Consider the following 24,662-nt stretch of genomic DNA (forward strand, 5'->3'; position numbering starts at 1 on the left):
TTTTTGATATGACAGCCGAACAGACATTGCGGGCGCTGGCCGCAGACAAGATCCTGATCTTCGACGGCGGCTATGGCACGTCGATCCAGAAACATGGCCTGACCGAGGCGGATTATCGCGGCACGCTCGACCTGCCCAAGGATCAGAAGGGCAATAACGACCTGCTCTGCCTGACCCGTCCCGACATCGTGGAAGGTATCCACAGCGCCTATCTGGACGCGGGCGCGGACATGATCGAAACCAATACGTTCAGCTCGACCAAGATCGCGATGGCCGATTATGGCTGCGAACATCTGGTGTGGGACATCAACATCGCCGCTGCGAAGCTGGCGCGCACCGCGTGCGAAAAGGCAACGGCCAAGGATGGCAGACCCCGCTTCGTCTGCGGTTCGATCGGCCCGACGAACAAGACGCTGTCCATATCCCCCGACGTCAACGATCCCGCTTTCCGCGAGGTCGACTTCGACACGCTGAAAGCCGATTATCGCGAGCAATGTGACGCGCTGATCGCGGGCGGGGTCGATTTCCTGCTGGTCGAAACCTGCTTCGACACGCTCAACGCCAAGGCGGCGGGCATGGCCGCGCGCGAGGCAGAGGAAGCGGCTGGCCGCTCCGTGCCGCTGATGCTCAGCTTCACCATCACCGACATGTCGGGCCGGAATCTCTCAGGCCACACGATCAACGCCTTCTGGTATTCGCTGCGCCATCTGAAGCCGCTCACCATCGGGGTGAACTGCGCGTTCGGCGCGGATCTGTTGCGGCCCTACCTCGCTGAACTGTCCAAAAATGCCGACACGCTGATCCTGGCCTATCCCAATGCGGGCCTGCCCAATGAACTGGGGCAATATGACGAGATGCCCGCCACCACCGCGCGGCTGATCCGCGAATGGGTGGACGAAGGGCTGGTCAACATGGTCGGTGGCTGTTGTGGCACGACGCCCGCGCATATCGGTGCGGTGGCCAAGGCGCTGGAAGGACACAAGCCGCGCGCGGTACCGCAATTGCCCGTCGTTACGCGGTTGGCGGGGCTGGAGCCGATGCATATCGCTGCCTAATACCATCCTCCCCCTCGATAGCGTGATACCCCTCCCCCTAAGGGGGAGGATTTTTGGAAGAAGCGAATGACCACCAAATCCACCGCCAGCTTCGTCAATGTCGGCGAACGCACCAATGTTACCGGATCAGCCAAGTTCAAGAAGCTGATCATGGCGGGCAATTATGCCGCTGCGATCGACATTGCGCGCGAGCAGGTGGAAAATGGCGCGCAGATCGTCGACGTCAACATGGACGAGGGGCTGCTCGATGCGGTCGAGGCCATGACGACCTTCCTCAAGCTGATGACGTCGGAGCCGGACATCAGCCGCGTGCCAGTGATGATCGACAGCTCCAAATGGGAGGTGATCGAAGCGGGCCTCAAATGCGTGTCGGGCAAGCCGATCGTCAATTCGATCAGCATGAAGGAGGGCGAGGAGGCCTTCCTGTTCCATGCCCGCAAATGCATGGCCTATGGCGCCGCCGCGGTCATCATGGCCTTTGACGAAACGGGGCAGGCCGATACCAAGGCGCGCAAGGTCGAGATTTGCGAGCGCGCCTACAAGCTGCTGATGACCATCGGCTTTCCGCCGGAAGATATCATCTTCGATCCCAATATCTTCGCGGTCGCGACGGGGATCGAGGAGCACAACAACTACGGCGTCGACTTCATCGAGGCCTGCCGCGAGATCAAGGCGCGCTGCCCGCACGTCCATATCTCCGGCGGCCTGTCGAACCTCAGCTTCTCGTTCCGAGGCAACGAGCCCGTCCGCCGCGCGATGCACAGCGTATTCCTCTATCATGCCATCCCCGCTGGCCTCGACATGGCGATCGTCAATGCAGGACAACTCGACGTCTATGACACGATCGATCCCGAACTGCGCACTGCGTGCGAGGATGTCGTCCTGAACCGCGACCCGGAAGCGGGCGACCGTCTGGTCACGCTGGCGGAAAAATATCGCGGCACCGACGCGGTCGCCGACAAGGCCGCCGAAGCCTGGCGCAGCTGGCCGGTCGCCAAGCGGCTGGAACATGCGCTGGTCAAGGGCATCGACATGTATGTCGTCGACGATACGGAGGAAGCGCGCCTGTCCGCCGACAAGCCGATCGAGGTGATCGAAGGGCCGTTGATGGACGGCATGAACGTGGTTGGCGACCTGTTCGGCGCGGGCAAGATGTTCCTGCCCCAGGTGGTCAAGTCCGCCCGCGTCATGAAGAAAGCGGTCGCGCACCTGCTGCCCTTTATCGAGGCCGCCAAGGAACCGGGCGCCAAGGGCAAGGGCAAGATCATCATGGCCACGGTCAAGGGCGACGTCCATGACATTGGCAAGAATATCGTCGGCGTGGTCCTTCAGTGCAACGGCTTTGAGGTCATCGACATGGGCGTGATGGTCCCCTGGCCCGACATCATCAAGGCGGCGAACGAGAATGACGCCGACATGATCGGCCTGTCCGGCCTTATCACGCCCTCGCTGGACGAGATGGTGACAGTGGCTACCGAAATGCAGCGCGCGGGCATGACCATGCCGGTGCTGATCGGCGGCGCGACGACGTCCAAGGTGCATACCGCGCTGCGCATCGACCCGTCCTATACTGGCCCGGTGGTCCATGTGCTGGACGCCAGTCGCGCGGTCGGGGTGGCGACGGCGCTCGTCTCCGAAACGCAGCGCAATGATTTCGTCCAGAAGACCAAGGATGATTATGAGCATGTCCGCGTCGCCCGCGCGAACAAGGGGCAGAGCGCGCTCGTCAGCCTGGAGGACGCGCGTGCCAATGCGTTCGAGATTGACGAGAGCCTGAAAGCGCCGCGCCCGCGCCTGCCGGGCGTCCATCGCTTCCCCGACTGGGATCTGAAGGATCTCGTCCAATATATCGACTGGACCCCATTCTTCCGTGCCTGGGAACTGGCGGGCAATTATCCCGCGATCCTGACCGATCCGGTGGTGGGCGAAAGTGCGTCCAGCCTGTTTGCCGATGCGCAGGCGATGCTGGACAGGATCGTCAACGAAAAATGGCTGGTCGCGCGCGGGGTTGCGGGCTTGTGGCCGTGCCGTCGCGAAGGCGACGACATCATCGTCCATGTCGAGGATGAGAAGCACTACACCCTGCCGATGCTGCGTCAGCAGATCCAGAAGCGCGAAGGCCGGGCGAATATGTGCCTTGCCGACTTCATCAGCCATGACGGCGACTGGATGGGTGGCTTTGCCGTCGGGATGCACGGCATCGAGCCGCATCTCGCCCGGTTCAAGGCGGCGATCGATGACTATTCGGACATACTTTTGAAAGCGCTGGCCGATCGCCTTGCCGAAGCCTTTGCCGAACGCCTGCACCATTATGTCCGCACGGCGCTGTGGGGCTATGCGGAGGGCGAACAGCTTACCAACGAAGCCCTGATCAAGGAACAATATCGCGGCATCCGCCCCGCGCCGGGCTATCCCGCCTGTCCCGAACATAGTCTGAAACCCATATTGTTCGAGATGCTGGACGCCCATCACGCCACCGGCATCACGCTGACGGAGAGTTTTGCGATGCTCCCCACCGCTGCGGTCAGCGGCTTCTATTTCGGCCATGCTCAGGCGGAATATTTCGGCGTGGCCCGTGTCGGCCGCGACCAGCTGGAGGATTATGCGGTGCGGCGGGGGATCGATATTGATACGGCGGAGCGCTATTTGAGGCCGAACCTGGATTGAGGGGGCGGGCGACCGGGCGGTCTCTCTCCAACATCGACTGGGGCGGCGAAGGTTGCGTTGAACGCCGGGCTTGGGCAGACCTGTGCGAACGATCGTGATCCTCAAGGAATTGACATGCTGTTGGTCGGTGACCCTGTCCCCTCATTCTTCGCTCGAGGAATCACAAATCCCCGGTTTTCATTCGACAGCGCAGCCGGGCGCTACATCGTCGTTACGTTCCTGGGCAGCGGTGCTTCTCCCGGCGCGCAGGCGTTTCTGGCGGCCATGCACGCCGAAACCAAGTGCCTGGATGACCGGTTTGCATGTGCGTTCATCGTCACGAACGACCCGCGCGACGAACAGAGCGGGTTGCTGACGGAGCGTCAGCCCGGAATTCGGCTATTCCTCGACTTCGACCTGGAGATGGCGACATTATTCGGGGCTGTCGGGCGCCAGAAGGACAATGGCTCCGCCGTGGCGCTCATGACCTGGATACTTGACCCAGGCATGCGCGTACTCAGGATTTTGCCGATCAATGACCTGGCGACGCATTATGACGACATATGTGCTGCGCTGGACGGGCAACCGGCGCCGAAGGCGGATATGGATGCATGGGCGCCCATATTGGTGGTGCCCAACGTGCTGGAACCGGATTTCTGCCATAAGCTGATCACCTATGCCGAAACGGTCGGGCTGAACGACAGCGGCTATATGAAAACGGACCCAAAGACCGGCGAGACGGTCCAGGTGCTCGATCATGTCCACAAGCGCCGGTCCGACTGCAGCATTGATGACGAGCAGCTGCGCAATGCGTTGAAAGCGCGCATTCGCCGGCGGCTTGTTCCGCCGATCGCCAGGGCATTTCAGTTCACGGTGTCCCGGATGGAGCGATACATCGTTGCGCGCTATGATTCCAAGTCCGGGGGACATTTTCGCCCTCACAAGGACAATACGACGCTGGGAACGGCGCATCGCAGATTTGCGGTTTCCATCGGTCTCGACGCTGATCGCTATGAGGGCGGGGATCTGCGGTTCCCCGAATTTGGCCCGCGCACCTATCGGCCCCCGACCGGCGGGGCGATCATATTCTCCTGCTCGCTGCTCCACGAAGTTCTGCCCGTGACCAGTGGGGAGCGATATGCGGTTCTGCCATTTCTATATGATGAAGCGGCGGCCCAGATCAGGCTGGAAAATGCCAAGCATCTTCAGGATGCCGGACTGCGGGAAAATGTCATCCAGTCCGTGACGGGCGATTCCAGGTCCAAGGCGGAATAGGGCGCTTCTTCCGCACCTCCCCCCCTGGCCAAAAAGGGCGCCCGGTTGCCCGGACGCCCTTCTTCGTTTCGTAAGGAAAGGGGATGCCTTACGCTTTATAGACCTTGTCCACCGCTGCGCGGAATTTGGCCATGTCGTCGGCGGAGCCGACGGTGACGCGGGATACGGTGGGCCAGATCGCCCAGCTGCGGCCGATCTGTACCTTTTCCGGGGTCGCCAGCAGCGCGGCCTGCATGTCCTTGGCGGGCTTCTTCCAGTTCACCATGAACATATTGGCCTGGCTGCCCGGCTGGACCTCGATGCCCTTCTTGGTGAGCCAGGCGATGGTTTCGTCGCGATTGGCGATCATTTCATTGCGGCGCGCCTTGATAAGGGCGGCTTCGGTATAGACCGCATTGCCGCAATGCATCGCGGTGATCGCCAGACCGCCGGCTGCCGGGCCGAACAGCATGATGCGCTTCTGCACTTCGGGATCGGCGAAGGTCAGGCCAAGGCGCACGCCGGCCATGCCGAACAGCTTGGAGAAGGTCCGCATGACGATGATGTCCTTGCGGTTGCCGATCAGCGTGGCGGCGCTGGGGCTTTCCGAGAAGTGGATATAGGCTTCGTCCACCAGCAGCATCGAATCGGCGGGCTTGTTGTCGAGCAGCCACTGGATGTCGGCCAGCGGCGTGATCGTGCCGGTCGGGTTGTTGGGCGTGCAGATATAATAGAGGCCCGCATTGGGATTGGCGGCCAGCATCGCCTTTACGTCATGGCCCTTGCCGATGGCCTGCGGAGCCTTGGCGATGGGGGCCTTCATATAGTCGGCGGTGCGCCAGGCGGATTCGAAGGTCGGGTCGGCGGTGACCAGACCCTTGGTCGGCGAGCAATAGGCCGCGACGATGCTGACCAGCGGGCCGCCGGAACCGGGCCAGAGCATGACATGGGTTTCGGGAAGTCCCTCGACCGAGGCGACGGTCTTGACCAGATCGCCACGATAATTGTCGGGATCATACCAGTTGCCAAAGGATGCAGCCTCGGCGGCGGCGGCGACGCCAGACGGGAAGGGGCCGGTCCAGCATTCATTCGCACCGATGCGCACCGCGCCCTTGATGCCGCGCCCGGCCTGCTGCTGCGCCATCGCGCTGTTGTCCAGCAATGTGCTGGCGGCGACGCCTGCACCCAGCAGAGCGGCCACTTCGGCCAGTTGGCGGCGCGAATAGCCGCGTTCGATCAGATCGTCTCTGGCATCCTTGTCGAGCATCATCGTCATGTCGTCTGTCCCCTTTGTCCTGCCATCCGGGCGTTCGTTCCGGGCGTTCATGGGGTAAAACGAAGCGGCGGCGCATTTCCGCAATGCGCCGCCGCCAGAAATCGTAACTTTTTGACGTTGGGAAGGCGAGGTGCCGTCAGGCTTTCCACACCTTGTCCACGGCGGCGCAAAAGGCGTCCATGTCCGCCGCAGAGCCAACCGAGACGCGCGAGACATTGGGCCAGATCGGCCAGCTGCGCCCGATCTGCACATTTTCCGCCAGCAACGCATCGGCCATGGGCTTTGCGGGCTTGCCCCAATCGATCATGAACATATTGGCATGGCTGCCGGGGATGACCTTGATCTTCTTCTTCGTCAGAAAGGCGATCGCCTTTTCGCGATTGGCGATCATTTCGGCCCGCCGTGCCTTGATGAGGTCCGCCTGCGCGACCGACACCGTGCCGCACGCCACGGCGGTCATCGGCAACATCGCCGTCACCTGCCCGCCATCATAGCGCATCATCTTTTCCATCAGCGCAGGCGCGGCGAAGGTCAGGCCCAGCCGCATCCCCGCCATGCCGAACAGCTTGGAGAAGGTACGCAGCACGATGACATCGTCACGGGTCGCGGCCATTTTGGCGGCGGTGCCGATTTCGGTCCAGTGAATATAGGCTTCGTCCACGACCAGGATCGCGTCCTTGGGCTTGTTGTCGGCCAGCCACTGAATGTCGGCGACCGGCGTTACGGTGCCGGTCGGATTGTTGGGCGAACAGATATAATAAAGCCCGGCATTGGGGTCCGCCGCCAGCATCGCCTTGACGTCATGGGCATAATCCTTGGTCAGCGGCACCTTGGTCACTTTAGCGCCCAGCCAGTCGCCGGTCCGCCAGATCGCTTCATAGGTGGGGTTTGCCGTCACGATGCCCCGCGTAGGCGAGGCAAAGGCGACAGCGACGCGGCTGAGCGGATCGGACGATCCGGGCCAGGCGACGATGCGATCCACCGGGATGCCCTCTACCGCGGATACAGCGTCGAACAATTTCTGATGCTCATTGTCCGGTTCGTAGCGATTGCCTTCGGTCACCAGCTTGAAACCGGCTTCGGCTGCAATCGGGAAAGGGCCGGTCCAGCATTCGTTCGCGCCGATTCGGACCGCGCCCGCGACCGGCTTGGCCGCCTGCTGCGCCAGGGCGCCCGTCGCGCGGAACGCCGCTGCGCCAGCGCCCAGCAGGGCGGTTGCCTTGGCCAGTTGCCGCCGCGAATAGCCGCGGTCCAGAAGGTCGCGCTCAAACGCCGTTTCATCCCGTGTCGCCATGGTCCCATTCTCCCAGAAAGCCGATTTTATCTTCTTAGACGATCGTACAGAATGTTTCCGCCATGCAAATGACATCTGTCGGCGATCGCGCTGCATGAATGGCTTGGAAAGCAGGCCGCCGATCTGATAGCGCTGCTATCATGCCCAGCACGCCCGCCGCCGCCGCCCGCCAGATACTCACCCGCCTTCAGGAAGTGATGGCGTCGCGCACCAGCGCGCAGGCGAAACTGAACAAGGTGGTGGAGATTATCGGCCAGTCGCTGTCGAGCGAGGTCTGCTCCATCTATCTGGTGCGCGAAGGCGTGCTGGAACTGTTCGCGACCCGTGGCCTCAAGCAGGAAGCGGTCCATGTCACCCGCATGGCGATGGGCGAGGGGCTGGTCGGCCTGATCGCCACCAATGTCGAAACGCTGAACCTGGACGAGGCCGCGTCGCACCCCGACTATAGCTATCGCCCCGAAACCGGGGAGGAGCTGTTCCACAGCTTTGCCGGTGTGCCGATCGTGCGGCGGGAAAGGTCGATCGGCGTGCTGTGCGTGCAACATGCCGAGCCGCGCAAATATGAAGAAGTGGAGATAGAGGCGCTTCAGACCGTCGCCATGGTGATGGCCGAACTGATCGCCAATGCGGAACTGGCCGATGACGGACCAAGCGACCAGCGCGTCGCCGATACCGGCACGACCATGCTGCACGGCCTGCAACTGGTGATGGGCATGGCGCGGGGCCATGCGGTATTCCACCAGCCGCGCGTCCATATCGAACATACGGTTGCGGAGGATATAGAGGCCGAGCGGCAGCGGGTCATTTCCGCCTTCGCCAAGATGCGCGAACAGATTGACCGCATGACCGGCGCGGCCGAGTTCGGCATGGAGGGCGAGCATCAGGAGGTTTTGGAAACCTACAAGATGTTCGCCTATGACGAAGGCTGGACCCGCCGGATCAACGAGGCGATCGACAGCGGCCTGACCGCCGAAGCGGCGATCGAGCGGGTGCAGCAGCGCACCCGCATGCGGATGCGCCAGATTGACGATCCGCTACTGTCGGACCGGATGCATGATCTGGAGGATCTGGCCAACCGGCTGCTGCGGATCGTGTCGGGGCAACTGGGCACGGCGGCGCAGATGGGTCTGCGGCAGGACGCGATCCTGATCGCGCGCAACCTGGGCCCGGCCGAACTGCTGGAATATGATCGCCGCCGGTTGAAGGGCGTGATCCTGGAGGAAGGATCGCTGACCGCCCACGTCACCATCGTCGCGCGCGCCATGGGCGTGCCGGTGCTAGGCCGCGTCCGCGACATTCGCCATCTGGTCAATGAGGGCGACCTCATCCTGATGGACGTCAACACCAATACGCTGTTGATCCGCCCTACGCCCGACATGGACGAGGCGTTCGACAACAAGCTGCATGTCACGCAGAAGCGTCGCGCCGAATTTGCCGCGATGCGCGACCTGCCGTCTGTCACGGCCGACGACCAGCGGGTGGAGTTGATGGTCAATGCGGGACTGCGCGAGGATGCGCAGGCGCTCGACATGGTGGGGGCGGACGGCATCGGCCTGTTTCGCACCGAATTCCAGTTTCTGGTGTCCGCCACATTGCCGCAGCGGGAAAAGCAGCAGCGGCTTTACAAGGATGTGCTGGATGCGGCGGGTGACCGCCCCGTCATCTTCCGCACCGTCGACATCGGCGGGGACAAGGCGCTGCCCTATATGCAGCGCGACGATGACGAGGAGCTGGAGGATAATCCGGCGATGGGCTGGCGCGCGCTGCGGCTGGCGCTCGACCGCGATGGTCTGATGAAGGCGCAGGCCCGCGCCTTGCTGGAAGCGGCGGCGGGCAAGGTGTTGCATGTCATGTTCCCGATGGTGTCGGAACCCTGGGAATATGAGCAGGCGCGCGCGCTCGTCGAACATCAGCGCCTGTGGTTGCAGGAGCGCAAGAAGAAGCTGCCGATCGCGGTCAAATATGGCGCGATGCTGGAAGTGCCTGCGCTGGCCGAAGTGCTGGACATATTGCTGCCGCGGCTCGATTTCCTGTCGATCGGCACCAATGACCTGACCCAGTTCCTGTTCGCCGCAGACCGCGCCCATCCGCGTCTGGCGGAACGATATGACTGGTTGAGTATCGCCATTCTGCGCTTCCTGGACCGGGTAGTGCGGACCTGCGCCGACTATCAGGTGCCCGTCGGCGTGTGCGGCGAAATGGGTGGGCGGACGCTCGAAGCGATGGCGCTGGTTGGCCTGGGCATTCGCCGCCTCTCGATCACGCCTGCCTCGGTCGGTCCGGTCAAGGCGATGATCCGCGCGGTCGATGCGGCGGAACTGCAGGCGTTGATGCGCGAATTGCTGGACGGGGGCGCGCGCGACATTCGGGCGAGCCTGACCCAGTGGGCGGTTGAACGGAACATCGAACTGGGGTGAGGTGAACGGCAAAGGCGCGGCGCGCCGTTGACAATCCCCGTCCCACAGTGAGACAAGACCGACCATCGAAGGTCGCGGAGCAGCATGGCAGACGAAACAGAATTGGACACCGGTGCGGGCCCCGCACCGGAAATGCAGCCCGACACCCCCGGCGCGAAGCTGCGTGCCGCGCGGGAGGCAGCGGGCCTGTCGCTGGCGGAAGTCGCCACCCGCACGCGGATCGCGCTGCGGCAACTCGAAGCGGTCGAGCGCGACGATTATGCCGCCCTGCCTGGCATCCCCTATGCGGTCGGGTTCGCGCGCGCCTATGCCCGCGCGGTCGACCTGGACGAAGTGGCGATTGCCGCCGAAGTGCGCGAGGCCGTGCATAGCAGCGACATGGCGACCAATCGCTACGAAGTGTTCGAGCCGGTCGATCCCGCTCGCGTGCCCTCGCGCACGCTGGCCTGGACGGCGGCCATCATCGTCATCCTGCTGATTGCCGGTTACACGCTCTGGCGATCGCAATCGCTGACGCCGCCAACGGGCGAGGAAATGGCGCAGGAAGAGGCGAAGGCCAAGGCTCCGGTCGCCGCCAGCACCGCACAGGTCGCGCCAGCTGCGCAGCCAGTCGTCTTTACCGCAACCGACGATGTCTGGCTGCGTATCTATGACGAGGCGGGCGAGCGGCTGAAGGATGGCCTGATGAAGAAGGGCGAGGTTTTCACTCTGCCTGCCAGCGCGCGTAATCCGATGATCCTGACCGGGCGGCCACAGGCGCTCAGCGTCACTGTCGGGGGCAAGGTGGTGGCGCCTTTGGGCGCGCCGGACCGGACGATCGCCGACGTGCCGGTCAGCGCCGAAGCGCTGCTGGCGCGCGGGACTGCCGCCGCAGCGCCCGCTGCCGCTTCGTCTGCCGCAGCGCCATCCCTCCGGCCCGCGCAGCGCCCGGCAGCCCAGCGTCAGGCCGGGCCGTCCTCCGCTGGCGAAACCGCACCCGCGGCACCAGCGCCCGCGCCAGCGGCATTGGGCGACGGAACGGGTGGCTAAGCCTGGTTCCGGACGCGGGCAGCGTGAAACGTGACGCTTTACCGCGCGAAATAACGCCTTATGGTTAAGGCGAGAGAATTAGTCGGGGAATATCATGCGTCACGCCTTTTTCGCGACCTCCTGTCTGGCATGGAGCGCGCCGCTTCTGCTGGCGATCGCGCCGCCCGCCATTGCGCAAAATGCGCCGGTCGAGGTGCGGGTCGACCGGCTGGAAAAGGAAATGAAAGCCGTTCAGCGCAAGGTGTTTCCGGCTGGCGCGCCCGTCGAAGCGCAGATCGTTCGCCCCGCCGCCCCGGCCGTCGCCCCCGGATCGCCATCCTCCTCGCCCATATCGGACCTGACGGCGCGGGTGGGGGCGCTGGAATCGCAGCTCGCCTCGATCACTGGCCAGGTCGAGGAAAACAGCTTCAAGCTCAAGCAGCTGGAAGAAGCTTTCACCAAATATAAGGCCGAAATCGAAGGCCGTCTGCTCCAGCCCGAAACCCCGCCTGAAGTCAGGCCGACCGCGGCTGCGCCTGTTGCGGCCGACCCGGCGCCGGTCGCGGCCAAGCCAGCGCCTTCCAAGCCTGCGCCCGCGCCCGCGACACCGGCCGCCAGCGAAGCCCGCAAGGCAGCGATCGCCGCGATCGAGCGACCGGATACCGGCGACGCAGCCATGGACTCCTACAGCTATGGCTTTCGCCTGTGGGACGCGAAATTTTATCCCGAAGCGCAGGCGCAGTTGAAGGCCACGGTCGACAAATATGGCGACGCATCCGTTGCCAGCCGTGCGCAGAACCTGCTTGGTCGCGCCTATCTGGACGATGGCAAGCCTGCTCTGGCCTCGGTCGCTTTCTATGAAAATTATCAGAAGCGTCCGCGCGGCGACCGCGCGCCCGATAGCCTGGCCTATCTGGGCGAAGCGCTGATCCAGCTCAAAAAGCCTGCCGATGCCTGCAAAGTCTATGCAGAGCTGGAGCAGGTCTATGGAACAAGCCTGTCCGCAAGTCTGCGCGGCATGATGGACAAGGGCCGCACCAAGGCGAAGTGCAGCTGAGCAGTGACCGATCCGGCCTGCAAGCGCGGCTGATCGCGGCGACCCGGGCGCTGGCGGGCGATGACCCGGCGGCGCGTTTTGGTGTCGCAGTGTCGGGTGGACCGGACAGCATGGCGCTGCTCTATCTGGCGGCCCGCGCCTTTCCTGAACGGGTGGCGGCGGTGACCGTTGACCATCGCCTGCGTCCCGCCTCCGCCGACGAAGCGGCCATGGTCGCGCGCTGGTGCGCGGGGCAGGGGATCGCCCATCATGTCGCAAAGCCGGACGCGCCGCCCTCCGGCAATATTCAGGCCTGGGCGCGGGCGCAGCGTTACCGCCTGATCGAACAATGGCGCAGCGCGCAGGGCGTCGACTGGATCATGACCGCCCACCATGCCGACGACCAGCTTGAAACGCTGTTGATGCGGCTCAATCGCGGATCGGGCGTTGGTGGCCTTGCCGGGGTGCGGGGGCGGTCCGGCACGGTCATCCGCCCGCTGCTGGGCGTGCGCAAGGCAGCGTTGCAGCGGCTTGTCGACGAAGAGGCGGTGCCGCATGTCCATGACCCTTCCAACGCTGACCCACGGTTCGACCGTGCGGCATTGCGCGTGGCCCTCACCGGAGCAAACTGGTTGAACCCGGAAGCGGCGGCCCGCAGCGCTGCCGCGCTGGCGGAGGCGGAAGCGGCGCTGGACTGGAGCGTCGCCGAACTGGCCGCACGCCATGTCGGCCGCGATGGCGATCAGTGGCGGCTTGATCGCACTGACCTGCCGCGCGAATATCTGCGCCGCCTGGTCCTCCACATGCTCAATGCCGCCGCGCCGAATGCGGCCCTGCCGCGGGGCGATGCACTCGACCGGGCGATCGGTGCTGCGCAGGTGGGAGGACAAGCGAATCTGGGCGACTGGCTGCTGCGCGGAGGGCGAGTATGGACGCTGCGCGCCGCGCCCCCGCGCGGACATTTCCAAAAAGTTCCGCAGTCCGACGCATGAACCCAACGCCCTGCCGTTTTTGTGCGCCGCAATAGTCTTTCTTTAACGCCGCCCATGCTTCATCCTGCATCCGAATGAGCGGAGATTTACAGTAATGATGGAATTTGCGGCGCTGACCTATGGCCTGTTGGCCAGTGTCATCCTTTCGGCAGCGCAACGTAATCATAAGCTGGCCCGGCCGCACCCGCCGTTGCTGCTGTATCTGGGCTATCTGCTGTGCGGCCTGTCAGCGGGCCTGGCGCTGGCGCTGGCCTGTCTCGCGATCGTCCAACTCACTGCCGGTTAATCCTTGTCCTGTAGGGCGGTTGCCAAGCTTGCGCTTTGGCCGATGCGCCCTATCTTGGCCGGTGAAAGAGAGTGATGATGAACGACGAGAAAGACCCGCAGGGCAACCCCTGGATCAAGAGCGCGATGATTTGGGCAGGGGTGATTGTCGCCCTGTTGCTGTTCGTGTCGATGTTTGACAGCCGTTCCGCCTCCACGGCAGGGACCGGCATCGCCTATTCCGAATTCCGATCGAAGGTGCAGGAAGGGCAGGTCAAGGATGTCGCCATCGCGCCCAACAAGATTTCGGGCACGCTGGCCAGCGGCCAGAAGTTCAGCACCGTTCCGGTCAATGATCCGGGCCTGACGGGCCTGCTTGACGATTATAATGTCAAATATTCGGGGCAGGCCGAAGAACAGCCCAGCTTCTGGATGATCCTGATCTACCAGTCGCTCCCCTTCCTGCTGATCCTTGGCATCGCCTTCTTCGTGCTGCGCCAGATGCAGAAGGGCGGCGGTGCAGGTGGTGCGATGGGCTTTGGCAAGTCGAAGGCCAAGCTGCTGACTGAAAAGCATGGCAAGGTCACATTTGATGACGTTGCCGGCATCGACGAAGCGCGCGAGGAATTGCAGGAGATCGTCGAGTTTCTGAAGAACCCGACCAAGTTCGCCCGGCTGGGCGGCAAGATTCCCAAGGGTGCGTTGCTGGTCGGTTCGCCCGGCACCGGCAAGACGCTGCTGGCCCGCGCGATCGCGGGCGAGGCGGGCGTGCCTTTCTTCACCATTTCCGGCTCCGACTTTGTCGAAATGTTCGTCGGTGTGGGCGCAAGCCGCGTGCGCGACATGTTCGAGCAGGCGAAGAAGAATGCGCCCTGCATCGTCTTTATCGATGAAATCGACGCAGTGGGCCGTCATCGCGGCGCGGGCCTTGGCAATGGCAATGACGAGCGTGAGCAGACGCTGAACCAGTTGCTGGTCGAGATGGATGGCTTTGAAGCCAATGAAGGCATCATCATCGTCGCGGCCACCAACCGTCCCGACGTGCTGGACCCGGCGCTGCTGCGTCCGGGCCGGTTCGACCGTCAGGTGGTGGTGCCCCGTCCCGATATTGAAGGCCGTGAGAAGATCCTTGCCGTCCATATGAAGAAGGTGCCGCTGGCGCCCGACGTCGAACCGCGCACGATCGCGCGCGGCACGCCGGGCTTTTCCGGCGCGGACCTTGCCAATCTGGTGAACGAGGCGGCGCTGATGGCGGCGCGGCGTGGCAAGCGGCTGGTCGCGATGGACGAGTTCGAGGCGGCCAAGGACAAGGTGATGATGGGCGCGGAACGCCGCTCTATGGTCATGACCGACGATGAAAAGAAGATGACCGCCTATCATGAGGCCGGCCATGCCATCGTGTCGGTCCATGAGCCTGCGTCCGACCCGATCCACAAGGCGACGATCATTCCGCGCGGTCGTGCATTGGGCATGGTCATGCGCCTGCCCGAACGCGACAGCTACAGCTATCACCGCGACAAGATGCATGCGAACATGGCCGTGGCCATGGGCGGCCGCGTCGCCGAAGAGATCATCTTCGGCTATGACAAGGTGTCGAGCGGCGCATCGGGCGACATTCAATATGCGACGAAGCTGGCGCGCGACATGGTCACCCAGTGGGGCATGTCCGACAAGCTGGGTCCGCTGCAATATGAAGAGCAGCAGGGCGAGACTTTCCTCGGCTATTCGCAGAGCGCCCGCGTCCATATGTCGGACGAGACCGCCAAGCTGATCGACAAGGAAATTCGCGGGCTGGTGGAGCAGGGCTATAATCGGGCCAAGGAATTGCTGACCGGTCATGAGGACCAGCTGCACCTGCTGGCCAACGCCATGCTGGAATATGAAACGCTGAGCGGCGACGAGATCAAGGCGCTGCTGGAAAAGGGCGAGATCACCCGCGACGATGGCACGACGATCAAGCCGTCGGTCATTCCGGCGGCAGGGTCTTCCATCCCGCGCGCAGGCAAGCGCAAGGGGCCTTTCGGAAACCCGTCTCCCGCCGGAGCCTGATCGGCAAGGACAGGAAATGGGGCGCGCGACCATCGGGTTGCGCGCCCTTTTTCATGTCCCCGCAACCCGCGCAATAAAATGGGCCAAAGGGACTGGCCGTCCGCGCCCATAGTGGTTACATGGGCCGCCACAAATCCCCCGGAACCAACCCCAGGGTTCGCATCAGAAAGTGGCATTTTCCATGGACATCCGCCTCGGCCTCACCTTTGACGACGTGCTGTTGCAGCCCGGCGAATCCGACGTGCTGCCCAGTCAGGCGGACACGTCCACCTATGTCACGCGCGAGATAAAGCTGAACATCCCGATCCTGTCGTCGGCGATGGACACGGTGACGGAGGCCGACATGGCGATCGTCATGGCGCAGTTGGGCGGCATCGGCGTGCTGCACCGGAACATGACCGTGGAAGAACAGGCGGACGCAGTGCGCGCCGTCAAGCGGTTCGAAAGCGGCATGGTGGTCAACCCCATCACCATCCTGCCCAGCGCCACGCTGGCCGATGCGCAGATGCTGATGCAGAAACATCGGATCAGCGGCATTCCGGTGGTGGAGGAATCGGGCAAGCTGGTTGGCATATTGACCCACCGCGATACCCGCTTCGCCGAAAATCCGGCCCAGCCGGTCAGCGAACTGATGACCAAGGACAATCTGGCCGTCGTTCCAGCCGGTGTCAGCCAGGACGAAGCCAAGCGGCTTCTGCATCAGCGCCGGATCGAAAAGCTGCTGGTGGTGGACGACGCCTATCGCTGCATCGGCCTGATCACGGTCAAGGATATGGAAAAGGCCGTGACATACCCACAGGCGACCAAGGACGGGTCAGGCCGCCTGCGCGTCGCGGCGGCGACCACGGTGGGCGACAAGGGGCTGGAGCGCAGCGAGGCGCTGATCGACGCGGAATGCGACCTGATCGTCATCGATACCGCCCATGGCCACAGCAAGCAGGTTTCGGCTGCGGTAGAAGCGGTCAAGCGCCTGTCCAACCATGTCCAGGTGGTCGCGGGCAATGTCGCCACTGCCGAGGCAACGCGCGCGCTGATCGGCGCGGGCGCGGATTGCGTGAAGGTTGGCATCGGGCCGGGGTCGATCTGCACCACGCGCGTTGTCGCGGGCGTGGGCGTGCCGCAGCTGACCGCGATCATGGATTCGGCCGAAGCCGCCGCCAAGCTGGGCGTGCCGGTGATCGCCGATGGCGGGTTGCGCACGAGCGGCGACGTGGCCAAGGCGCTGGCGGCTGGCGCCGGTTGCGTCATGGTCGGATCGCTGCTGGCAGGCACCGCCGAGGCACCGGGCGAAACCTTCCTCTATCAGGGGCGGGCCTATAAGAGCTATCGCGGCATGGGCAGCGTCGGTGCCATGGCGCGGGGGAGCGCCGACCGCTATTTCCAGGCGGACATCAAGGACCAGATGAAGCTGGTCCCCGAAGGGATTGAGGGGCAGGTGCCGTTCAAGGGCCCGGCCAAGGATGTGATCCACCAGCTGGTCGGCGGCGTGAAGGCGGCGATGGGCTATACCGGCAGCCGCACCATTCCTGACTTGCAGGAGCGCGCCCGTTTCGTGCAGATCACCAATGCCGGGCTGTCCGAAAGCCATGTCCATGACGTCACCATCACGCGTGAAGCGCCCAATTATCCGACGCGCTGATGATATTCCCCTTCCGCTTGCGGGAGGGGTTAGGGGAGGGCGTGTGCTGATCGTCGATTACTGCGACATGCCCTCCCCCAACCCCTCCCTAAAGGGAGGGGAGTCTTGACCCCCGCCGCCCGCCTTCAGGCCGCGATCGAATTGCTTGACGCGATCATTGCGTCGGCGCGGGACGGCGGGCCTGCCGCCGACACGCTGATCGCGCGCTATTTCAAGGAGCGGCGCTACGCCGGGTCGCGCGACCGGCGGGCGGTGCGTGATCATGTCTATGATGCGATCCGCCGCGCGGGCGAACGGCCCGACACCGGGCGCGAAGCGATGATCGGACTTGCGATGGAGCGGCCCGATCTGGCCACGCTGTTCGACGGATCGACCCATGCGCCGATGCCGATCGAACCGGGCGAGGTCGGGGCCAGCGCCGGGGCGGTGCCAGCCTGGCTTGCGCCGCTGCTCGCTGCGCCGGTCGAGCAGGCGGCGCTGCTGGGCCGCGCGCCGGTCGATCTGCGGGTCAACCGGCTGAAGGCGACGCCTGCCACGGTCGCGCGGCAATTGCCCGACGCGCAGCCGATCGCGGGCTTGCCCGATGGCCTGCGCCTGCCCGAAGGCTTCCCGGTCGAACAGGCCGACCCATGGAAACAGGGTCTGGTGGAAGTGCAGGATGGCGGCAGCCAGATGATCGCGCTGGCCTGCGCCGCCGCGCCCGGCATGACTGTGGTTGACCTGTGCGCCGGGGCAGGGGGCAAGACATTGGCGCTGGCCGCCGCGATGGCGGGGCAGGGCATGCTGATCGCCGCCGATACGATCCGCGCGCGGCTGGCGCGGCTCAGTCCACGGGCGGAGCGGGCTGGCGCGACCTTCATCGAAACGCTGCTGATCGATCAGGGGCATGAAGGGCGGGGGCTGGACAGCCTGCACGGCAAGGCCGACGTCGTGCTGGTCGACGCGCCCTGTTCGGGCACCGGCACCTGGCGTCGCAATCCGGAGGCGCGCTGGCGGCTGACGCAGGCGCGGCTTGACCGGCTGGTCGCGGAACAGGCGCGCATCATGGATTTCGCCGCGCCCCTGCTGGCTCCGGGCGGCGCGCTGGTCTATGCTACCTGTGCGCTGACGGATCGGGAGGGACGCGATCAGGTGGATGGCTTTCTGGCCCGCCATGATGGATGGACGGCGGAAGCGCTGGATATGCCGCTGGGCCGCGCCCATGGCGACGGCTGGCTGTTGACGCCGGGGCATGACGGGACGGACGGCTTTTTCTTTGCGCGCCTGCGCCGGTCTGCCTGAAAGCGGCGGCGTGAAACAGGCCATGGACAAGCGCCCGCAAAATGGCGACACTTGGACAAAATCAACGCCTGAAACATGGCTGGAGACTCTTATGCGTTTTACCCCCGCCTCGATCGCGCTTGCCATCGTCCTGACCACTGTGTCCAGCGTCGGGCTGAGCCAGCGGCCCGATGCGCAGATCGAGCCGCGATCGATAGAATGGCAGAAGGCGGGCGCCGCGGCCTTCGCGGCGGGCAATCTGAGCGGTGCGACCGATGCGCTGGAAAGCGCGCTGGCGGTCGATCCGCGCAACCGCGCCGCCTATATCGATCTGGCGCAGGTCGCCCGTGCGCAGGGGCTGCAGGGCAAGGCGATCCGCCTCTACAAGGAAGCGCTGCTGCTGGACCCGACCGATGTGGTCGCGCTGGCGGGGCAGGGCGAGGCGATGGTGGAAAAGGGCGCGCTGGCCAAGGCCAAGGAGGTGTTGGCCAAGGCGCAGACGCTGTGCAAGGGTGAGTGCGCGCCCGTCAGCCAGCTGGCCGCCGCGATCCAGAAAGGCCCGCCTGCCGTCGCCCTGACGGCCAAGGATGCCGTCCCGACCGCGCCCAAAACGGTGCCGACCGAGACGCCGTAAAATAGGATTTGCGACGCTTAACTTCGCATATTTCCCGGTGAACGCGATATTTTATTATCGGGCCGGGATAGATTGTTGTGCGATCCGTTTGGCTGTCGACGGTGAGAAAGAGCCGGTCGGCGCGATAGTAGCAGGGCGGGCGGCGTGTAGGACAGTGGTTCCCGTGCGCCCGGTGTGGGGCGTTTAGGTTCAATTCTCTACCTCCGTGAAATCATCGCGCCTAAGGCGCAGCGCGAGCCTGCCGCCCCAGCACCCTTGCCACCGCGACAAATTCATCGACGCTGACCGTTTCGGCGCGGCGTTGCGGGTCGATGCCGACCTCTGCCAGGGCATCGAGCGCGCCGGGCAAGCCCTTGAGGCTTTGCCGCAGCATTTTGCGGCGCTGGCCAAAGGCGGCGGCGGTCAGGCGTTCGAGATGCTTTAGCTGCACGCCGTCCGGCGCGGCCTTGGGCGTCAGGTGAACGACGGCGGACATGACCTTGGGCGGCGGGGTGAAGGCGCTGCGGTGGACCTTCATCGCGATGCGCGCGTCGCTGCGCCATTGGGACAGGATGGCGAGGCGGCCATAATGATCCGTGCCGGGCTGGGCGACGATGCGTTCGGCGACCTCCATCTGGAACATCAGCGTCAGCGTGGACCACCAGGGGAGCGGCGACCAGTCAGCCGACAGCCAGCCGATCAGCAGCGCGGTGCCAACATTATAGGGCAGGTTGGCGATGATATGCGCGCCATCGCCCGCTTCCGCGCGGGCGTCGATTTCCATCGCGTCGCCCGACAGGATGCGCAACTGCCCCGGAAAGGCGGCGTCCAGTTCCGCCAATGCCGGCAGGCAACGCCGGTCACGCTCCACCGCGACGAGGCGTGCGCCCGCGCGCAATATGGCGCGGGTTAGGCCGCCGGGGCCGGGGCCGACCTCGAACGCGGGCTGGCCGTCGATCGCGCCGGGGATAGCGGCGATCCGGTCGAGCAATTGTTCGTCGAGCAGGAAATTCTGCCCCAGCGCCTTGCTGGCCTGAAGCCCGTGCGTGGCGATCACGTCCCGCAGCGGCGGCAGCTTCACCCTGGCTTCAGGCGGCATAGGCGAGGCGCGCACGGGCGGCGTCGGCGGCCATGCGCAGCGCCGCGATCATTGCGCCGGGATTGGCGCTGTCGGTGCCTGCAATGCCAAAGGCGGTGCCATGGTCGGGCGATGTGCGCACGATCGGCAGGCCGAGCGTGATGTTGACGCCATCGTCGAAATTCAGCGTCTTGATAGGGATCAGCGCCTGATCATGATACATGCACAGCGCCGCGTCATAGGTTTCGCGCGCGCGGGCATGGAACATGCCGTCGGCGGCGAGCGGCCCGACTATGTCGAAGCCTTCGTCACGCAGCGATTCGACGGCCGGGCGGATGATGTCGATTTCCTCCCGCCCCAGCGCGCCGCCTTCCCCTGCATGAGGGTTCAGCCCGGCGACGGCGAGGCGGGGGCGGGCAATGCCGAAATTCTTTTGCAATCCCTTGGCCGTCGTGATCGCGCGGGCGCGGATCAGGTCGATGGTCAGCGCCGCCGGCACTTCGCTCAGCGGAATATGGATCGTGACCGGCACCACCTTGAGCGATGGCCCGGCCAGCATCATCACGGCATTATGGGGCGATACGCCGCAACGTTCGGCGACGAATTCGGTCTGGCCCGGATGGGTGAAGCCCACGCCGTACAGCTGTTCCTTGCCCACGGGCGCGGTGACGATGCCCGCCGCCGATCCCGACCGGGCGAGGCCGACCGAGGCTTCGAGCGATTCAAACGCGGTGCGCGCGCCATCGACGCTGGGGGTGCCGGGAATAATCTCCCCCGCCTGTCCGACCTGAAGGCAGGGCAGCGCCGACCCGAAGGCGGCGGCAGCATCTTCCGGCGCGCTGATCAGCGCGATCGGGCCGAGCCAGACCGCGCGCAACGCCGCGACGTCGCCCACCGCGAAAAAGGGCGGCAGGCCACGCGCGTCGCGCATGACCCAGCTTTTGGCGACGATTTCCGGCCCGATCCCGGCGGGATCACCGAGCGAAACCGCAAAGGGCAGCGGCGACTGGCCGGGCAGGGGCGCGGTGTCAGTTATATTCGATGATCGCATCACGACGCAGATCGCGCAGATAGATGCGCGCACGCTTGTTGACCCGCTCTTCTTCCAGCTGCGCCATGATCTGTTCGGGATTGGGCGCATTGGCCGACACTGGATCATCGCGGCCGCACACGATCAGGACGCGCACGCCGTCGGTGATGGAGCCGAACGGGGGCGTGGCTTCGCCGACCTGGAGGTTCAGCAGAATCTCCTGCAGCTGGGGCGGCAGATCGCGCAGCTTCACATTGTCATTGTCGACCACGTCCGCGCCGATCTTTGCGCCGACCTCATTGGCCTGCCCGCAGCCCTTGATCTCCTTGATGGCGGCGGCGAAGCTTGCGGCCTTGGCGCTCGCCTGCTCCTTGGTCGTGCCCTGCGGGAACAGCACCGACAGCTGTTTCAGGCTGAGCAGCGAATCGCGCGGATCGGCGGTCAGCACCTTGCGCTTGTCCATCACGTAGATCAGCGACACGCCGCCAGCGACCTCGATCGGCCCGGCAATCTGCCCGACCTGCATTTCGACGGCGGCATTCGCCAGTTCGGGCGGCAGCTGGGCGGGGCGGACCCAGCCCAGATCGCCACCGACCGCTGCGGTCGATGCTTCGGAGAATTGCCGGGCATAGGCGGCAAAGCTGCCACCCTGCTTGATTTGTTCGATGATGTTGCGGGCGTTGGCGATGATCTGGTCGCGATTTTCCGGGGTCGCCGACAGATAGATTTCGCCGATCCGGAATTCGTCGCTGCCCTTGGCCGCGTTCAGCCGGTCGACCACCGATTTCACTTCGTCTTCCGACACGTTGACGAACGGCTGGATATTGCGCCGCAGCAGGCGGCTCCACGCCAGTTCGCCTTCAATCTGGCGCTTGATGCTGGCCGAGGAACTGCCCTGGCTGCGCAGATAGGCGTCGAACTGGGTCGGCGACTGGCGGAAATTGGCCGCGACACGTTCATAGCTTTGTTCGATTTCAGCCGGATCGACCTTGATGTCGTTGGCGGCGGCTTCCTGAATCTGGAGCGTTTCGTCGATCAGGTTGCGCAGCACCTGCACCCGCAGCCGCTCCTTTTCCTCCGGCGCCACCTTGCCGCCATTGGCAGTGATGATCAGCGCGAGGCGCTGGTCAATGTCCGTGCCGGTGATGATGCGACCGTTGACGATCGCCGTCGCCTTGCGGACATTGGGGTCGCTCTTGCCGAAAACGGTGACGTCCTGCGGCAGGTTGAGCTGCTGGCTGGCGATGTCGCCGCCATCATCGACCGTTTGCGCGGTGACGCCCTGCACCCCCACGCCAAGCAGCGCGGTCGACAGGAACAGGGTGCGCAGGGCCGAACGAACGGCCGGAAACATGCGGGTGGACGTGGAAACGACAGGCAGCATCGTCGGCAAATATCTCCAATACGGTCTGGCACGAATGCGCCAATCCGCCTGAACCAGCCCTGACAGGGAAGCGGGAAGGGTGATCCTTATATGCCAATATTGCGGAAAGCTAGCCGAAGCTGGAAAGCATTGCCCTTTCGCGCGTCACCATTGGCCTGATAATCGCGCCGCCAGGTGATGCCGAGGGTGAGGCAATCATCCTCATAGGCGATGCCAAGGCGATGGCGGACCGGCTCATAACCATCGGCCATGCTGAGCGGATCTTCCTTTGCATCGGTCAGGTCGATCACGGTCGAGCCGAACACCGACCAGAAGCGGGCGAACTGAACGCGCCCGCCCAGCCGCAATTCTTCGCGGTCCTGCAAATCCTCCAGCCCCGCCAGCGCATTGCGGTTGAGCCGCAGATAGCCGACCATGGCGTAGGTATCCCTGCTGCCCACGGTCGCGTCCAGTTCGTTGCGCCGGACGGACAGATGATCCTTGTCCAGCCGGAAACGGTGGGTGAAGCTGATGAAATCCTTGTAGCGGATCGTGGTGCGGCCAACGATGTCGGACGTGCGGTCCGACAGGCCGGTGCCGTCGGGCAGGATGCTGGTGCGGCTGTTGAGCCGATAGCTTTGCCCGACGATGCTCTGGAGCGAGAAGTCGGGCAGGGACAGGCTATATTCCAGCCCATAGGTGATGCGGGTCGAATCCTCGAACCGGTCATAGCCTGCGAAGCGATTGAGGGCGAAGAGGTTGCTGTCCTCCAGATCGACGGCGCGGGCATCTTCATTGGGTAGCCGCAGATTGGCGAGTTTGGGCGCCGCGACGATCTGGATGCGCGGGGTAATCCGCTGCACGCCGCCGAACGCCTCGCCCATGAACGGCCAGCGCATGTCCACCGCGGCAGCGGCGATGCCGCGCGCCTGCCAGCCCGGATCGCCCGCATAGCTGGCGGTCGGCGTCAGGTCATTGTCGCTGCTGTGATAGACGTCGCCGCGCAGATAGCCGGTGAAGGTCACTTCCTGACCCATGCCGGTCAGGGTGCGCAGGTTCCATTCGGCCGCCGAGAAGGCGCGCTGCGTATCCTGACCATGGGTGCGCGTGATCGCCAGCGTATTGGCCTGCAATTGCAGCACGCCGCCCAGCAGCGGGTCTTTCAGGCGCAGGCGATAGTCCATGACCGGCAGCGCGATCGGCGTCTGCCCCTGCGAATCGCCCGCGCGCAGGGTCTGCACCGCCCAGCCGCGCAAGGAGAAATAGCTGTTCTGGCCGATTCGCTGCGCGCCGATGGTCGAGCGCAGCCGGTCGTCGCGGTTGATGTCGTAGCGGCGCAGGAAGGTGCGGTCGCTGGCGACGCGAATCGATCCGTCGACGCTCCATTCCGGCGTCAGTTGCAGGGCGCCGCTGGCGTCGAGATAGCCGCGGAAATCCTTTTGCGACGCTGCGGGCGGGGTGCCCACGCTGCTGTCGCCGGTCGCGACGCGGCTGCCATACGTCGCATAGCCGGTGATCTGATACGCGCCGCGATCATAGAGATGGCGGAAGGTCGTTTCGAGCATCGGCAGGCTGTCGGTATAGACATGCGGCGTGACCGTCAGGTCGCGATTGGGCGCGAGCTTGAAATAATAGGGCAGCGCGACTTCAAAACCATTGTTCCGGTCATAGCGCAGATTGGGCACCATCAGGCCGCTGCCGCCGCCTTCGCCGACGGGATGGGACAGGCCGGGCAGCGGAATGAGCGGCAGGCCGAACAGTTCGATATTGGCGTTGGTATAGGTGACCCTCTGGCGGGTCGGGTCATAGACGACCTTGACCGCGTTGATCTGCCATGTCGGTTCCTTGGGGCAGCCCTTGCTGTCCTCCACCGCGCAGCCAGTATAGGCGGCGCGATTGAGCGTGTAGAGGCCGTTGGTGCGCGTGCCGGTGGCCGCCGCCAGGCGACCGCCCGACTGTAGCACCAGCAAGATGTTGTCGACCAGGCCGTCCTTGAGCGTATCGGTCACGTCGAAGCGGTCGCCATAGGCGATATTGCCGTCGGGATCAGTCACGGAAACGTTGCCGATCGCTTCCACCTTGCCGCTGTTGCGATTCCACACGACCTTGTCGGCGCGCAGGCGATTGCCGTCGCGCAGCAACTGGACCGCGCCGCTGGCCGTGACGATGTCGCTATTGCTGTCATATTCCAGCGCGTCGGCGGAAAAGCCGATCTGGTCGTCGCTGGCCGGTACCGGCGCGTCCGGCGCGCTGATCGGCGCCTGCGGTTCGTTCAACTGCTGCGCCATGGCCGGGCTGGCGATGGCGAGGGACGTCAGGGCGCAACCGACCAGCAGGGCAGGACGCAATGTAAGGGATGCAGGGAGGATAGCCAAAAGGTCGGGCCTC

General features: G+C 64.5%; 18 protein-coding genes. 12 read left to right on the forward strand and 6 right to left on the reverse strand.

Annotated elements, in window-relative coordinates; all coding sequences use genetic code 11:
• Positions 1-8 precede the first annotated feature (8 nt).
• From AC07X9_RS00540 to AC07X9_RS00550, 3 genes are all read left to right on the forward strand, one after another.
• Positions 9-1,055, forward strand: coding sequence for a homocysteine S-methyltransferase family protein (locus tag AC07X9_RS00540; RefSeq protein ID WP_017181098.1), 1,047 nt, complete (start codon positions 9-11; stop codon positions 1,053-1,055).
• A 66-nt stretch (positions 1,056-1,121) separates the two neighbouring features.
• Entirely contained in the window at positions 1,122-3,722 is a 2,601-nt protein-coding gene (gene metH, locus AC07X9_RS00545) for a methionine synthase (RefSeq protein WP_017181099.1), read from the forward strand.
• 264 nt (positions 3,723-3,986) lie between these two features.
• A complete protein-coding gene (locus tag AC07X9_RS00550) occupies positions 3,987-4,976 on the forward strand; it encodes a 2OG-Fe(II) oxygenase family protein (RefSeq protein WP_253204267.1) in 990 nt (329 codons plus the stop codon).
• 88 nt (positions 4,977-5,064) lie between these two features.
• On the opposite strand, the gene AC07X9_RS00555 is transcribed toward AC07X9_RS00550, so the two are convergent.
• Together AC07X9_RS00555 and AC07X9_RS00560 are read right to left on the reverse strand one after the other, a co-directional pair.
• The gene (locus AC07X9_RS00555; protein WP_017181101.1) at positions 5,065-6,231 is read right to left on the reverse strand and encodes a pyridoxal phosphate-dependent aminotransferase; all 1,167 of its coding nucleotides are present in this window, start codon (positions 6,229-6,231) and stop codon (positions 5,065-5,067) included.
• Positions 6,232-6,367: 136 nt separating this feature from the next.
• Positions 6,368-7,525, reverse strand: coding sequence for a pyridoxal phosphate-dependent aminotransferase (locus tag AC07X9_RS00560; protein WP_017181102.1), 1,158 nt, complete (start codon positions 7,523-7,525; stop codon positions 6,368-6,370).
• A gap of 140 nt (positions 7,526-7,665) precedes the next feature.
• Between AC07X9_RS00560 and ptsP the strand changes: the two genes are divergently transcribed.
• From ptsP to AC07X9_RS00605, 9 genes are all read left to right on the forward strand, one after another.
• On the forward strand, positions 7,666-9,942 hold the full coding sequence (ptsP, locus tag AC07X9_RS00565; protein ID WP_017181103.1) for a phosphoenolpyruvate--protein phosphotransferase: 2,277 nt from the start codon (positions 7,666-7,668) through the stop codon (positions 9,940-9,942).
• Positions 9,943-10,026: 84 nt separating this feature from the next.
• Positions 10,027-10,971: a helix-turn-helix domain-containing protein gene (locus AC07X9_RS00570; protein WP_086485407.1), complete on the forward strand. Its 945-nt coding sequence runs from the start codon at positions 10,027-10,029 to the stop codon at positions 10,969-10,971.
• Between the two features lie 94 nt (positions 10,972-11,065).
• Positions 11,066-12,007 (forward strand): tol-pal system YbgF family protein, encoded by a 942-nt coding sequence (locus AC07X9_RS00575; RefSeq protein WP_017181105.1) that lies wholly within the window; start codon positions 11,066-11,068, stop codon positions 12,005-12,007.
• Positions 11,998-12,978 (forward strand): tRNA lysidine(34) synthetase TilS, encoded by a 981-nt coding sequence (gene tilS, locus AC07X9_RS00580; RefSeq protein ID WP_017181106.1) that lies wholly within the window; start codon positions 11,998-12,000, stop codon positions 12,976-12,978. Before AC07X9_RS00575 ends, tilS begins: the two co-directional genes overlap by 10 nt.
• A gap of 94 nt (positions 12,979-13,072) precedes the next feature.
• The gene (locus AC07X9_RS00585; RefSeq protein ID WP_017181107.1) at positions 13,073-13,264 is read left to right on the forward strand and encodes a hypothetical protein; all 192 of its coding nucleotides are present in this window, start codon (positions 13,073-13,075) and stop codon (positions 13,262-13,264) included.
• A gap of 77 nt (positions 13,265-13,341) precedes the next feature.
• Positions 13,342-15,291, forward strand: coding sequence for an ATP-dependent zinc metalloprotease FtsH (gene ftsH / locus AC07X9_RS00590; protein WP_026002053.1), 1,950 nt, complete (start codon positions 13,342-13,344; stop codon positions 15,289-15,291).
• 181 nt (positions 15,292-15,472) lie between these two features.
• A complete protein-coding gene (gene guaB / locus AC07X9_RS00595) occupies positions 15,473-16,930 on the forward strand; it encodes an IMP dehydrogenase (protein ID WP_017181109.1) in 1,458 nt (485 codons plus the stop codon).
• 105 nt (positions 16,931-17,035) lie between these two features.
• A complete protein-coding gene (locus tag AC07X9_RS00600) occupies positions 17,036-18,211 on the forward strand; it encodes an RsmB/NOP family class I SAM-dependent RNA methyltransferase (protein WP_086485408.1) in 1,176 nt (391 codons plus the stop codon).
• Positions 18,212-18,302: 91 nt separating this feature from the next.
• Positions 18,303-18,824: a tetratricopeptide repeat protein gene (locus AC07X9_RS00605; protein WP_026002692.1), complete on the forward strand. Its 522-nt coding sequence runs from the start codon at positions 18,303-18,305 to the stop codon at positions 18,822-18,824.
• A 220-nt stretch (positions 18,825-19,044) separates the two neighbouring features.
• Here AC07X9_RS00605 and rsmA read toward each other — a convergent pair whose 3' ends face one another.
• The 4 genes from rsmA to AC07X9_RS00625 all read right to left on the reverse strand — a co-directional run bounded on the left by rsmA (position 19,045) and on the right by AC07X9_RS00625 (position 24,562).
• Complete coding sequence (gene rsmA, locus AC07X9_RS00610; protein WP_017184736.1) at positions 19,045-19,902, reverse strand: 16S rRNA (adenine(1518)-N(6)/adenine(1519)-N(6))-dimethyltransferase RsmA; 858 nt, start codon at positions 19,900-19,902, stop codon at positions 19,045-19,047.
• Positions 19,892-20,932: a 4-hydroxythreonine-4-phosphate dehydrogenase PdxA gene (pdxA, locus tag AC07X9_RS00615; protein WP_017184737.1), complete on the reverse strand. Its 1,041-nt coding sequence runs from the start codon at positions 20,930-20,932 to the stop codon at positions 19,892-19,894. Before pdxA ends, rsmA begins: the two co-directional genes overlap by 11 nt.
• A complete protein-coding gene (locus AC07X9_RS00620) occupies positions 20,910-22,295 on the reverse strand; it encodes a peptidylprolyl isomerase (protein ID WP_086485409.1) in 1,386 nt (461 codons plus the stop codon). Before AC07X9_RS00620 ends, pdxA begins: the two co-directional genes overlap by 23 nt.
• 86 nt (positions 22,296-22,381) lie before the next feature.
• Positions 22,382-24,562: an LPS-assembly protein LptD gene (locus AC07X9_RS00625; protein WP_420876372.1), complete on the reverse strand. Its 2,181-nt coding sequence runs from the start codon at positions 24,560-24,562 to the stop codon at positions 22,382-22,384.
• Between the last annotated feature and the right edge of the window lie 100 nt (positions 24,563-24,662).

The sequence above is a fragment of the Sphingobium sp. GW456-12-10-14-TSB1 genome, from assembly GCF_059424385.1.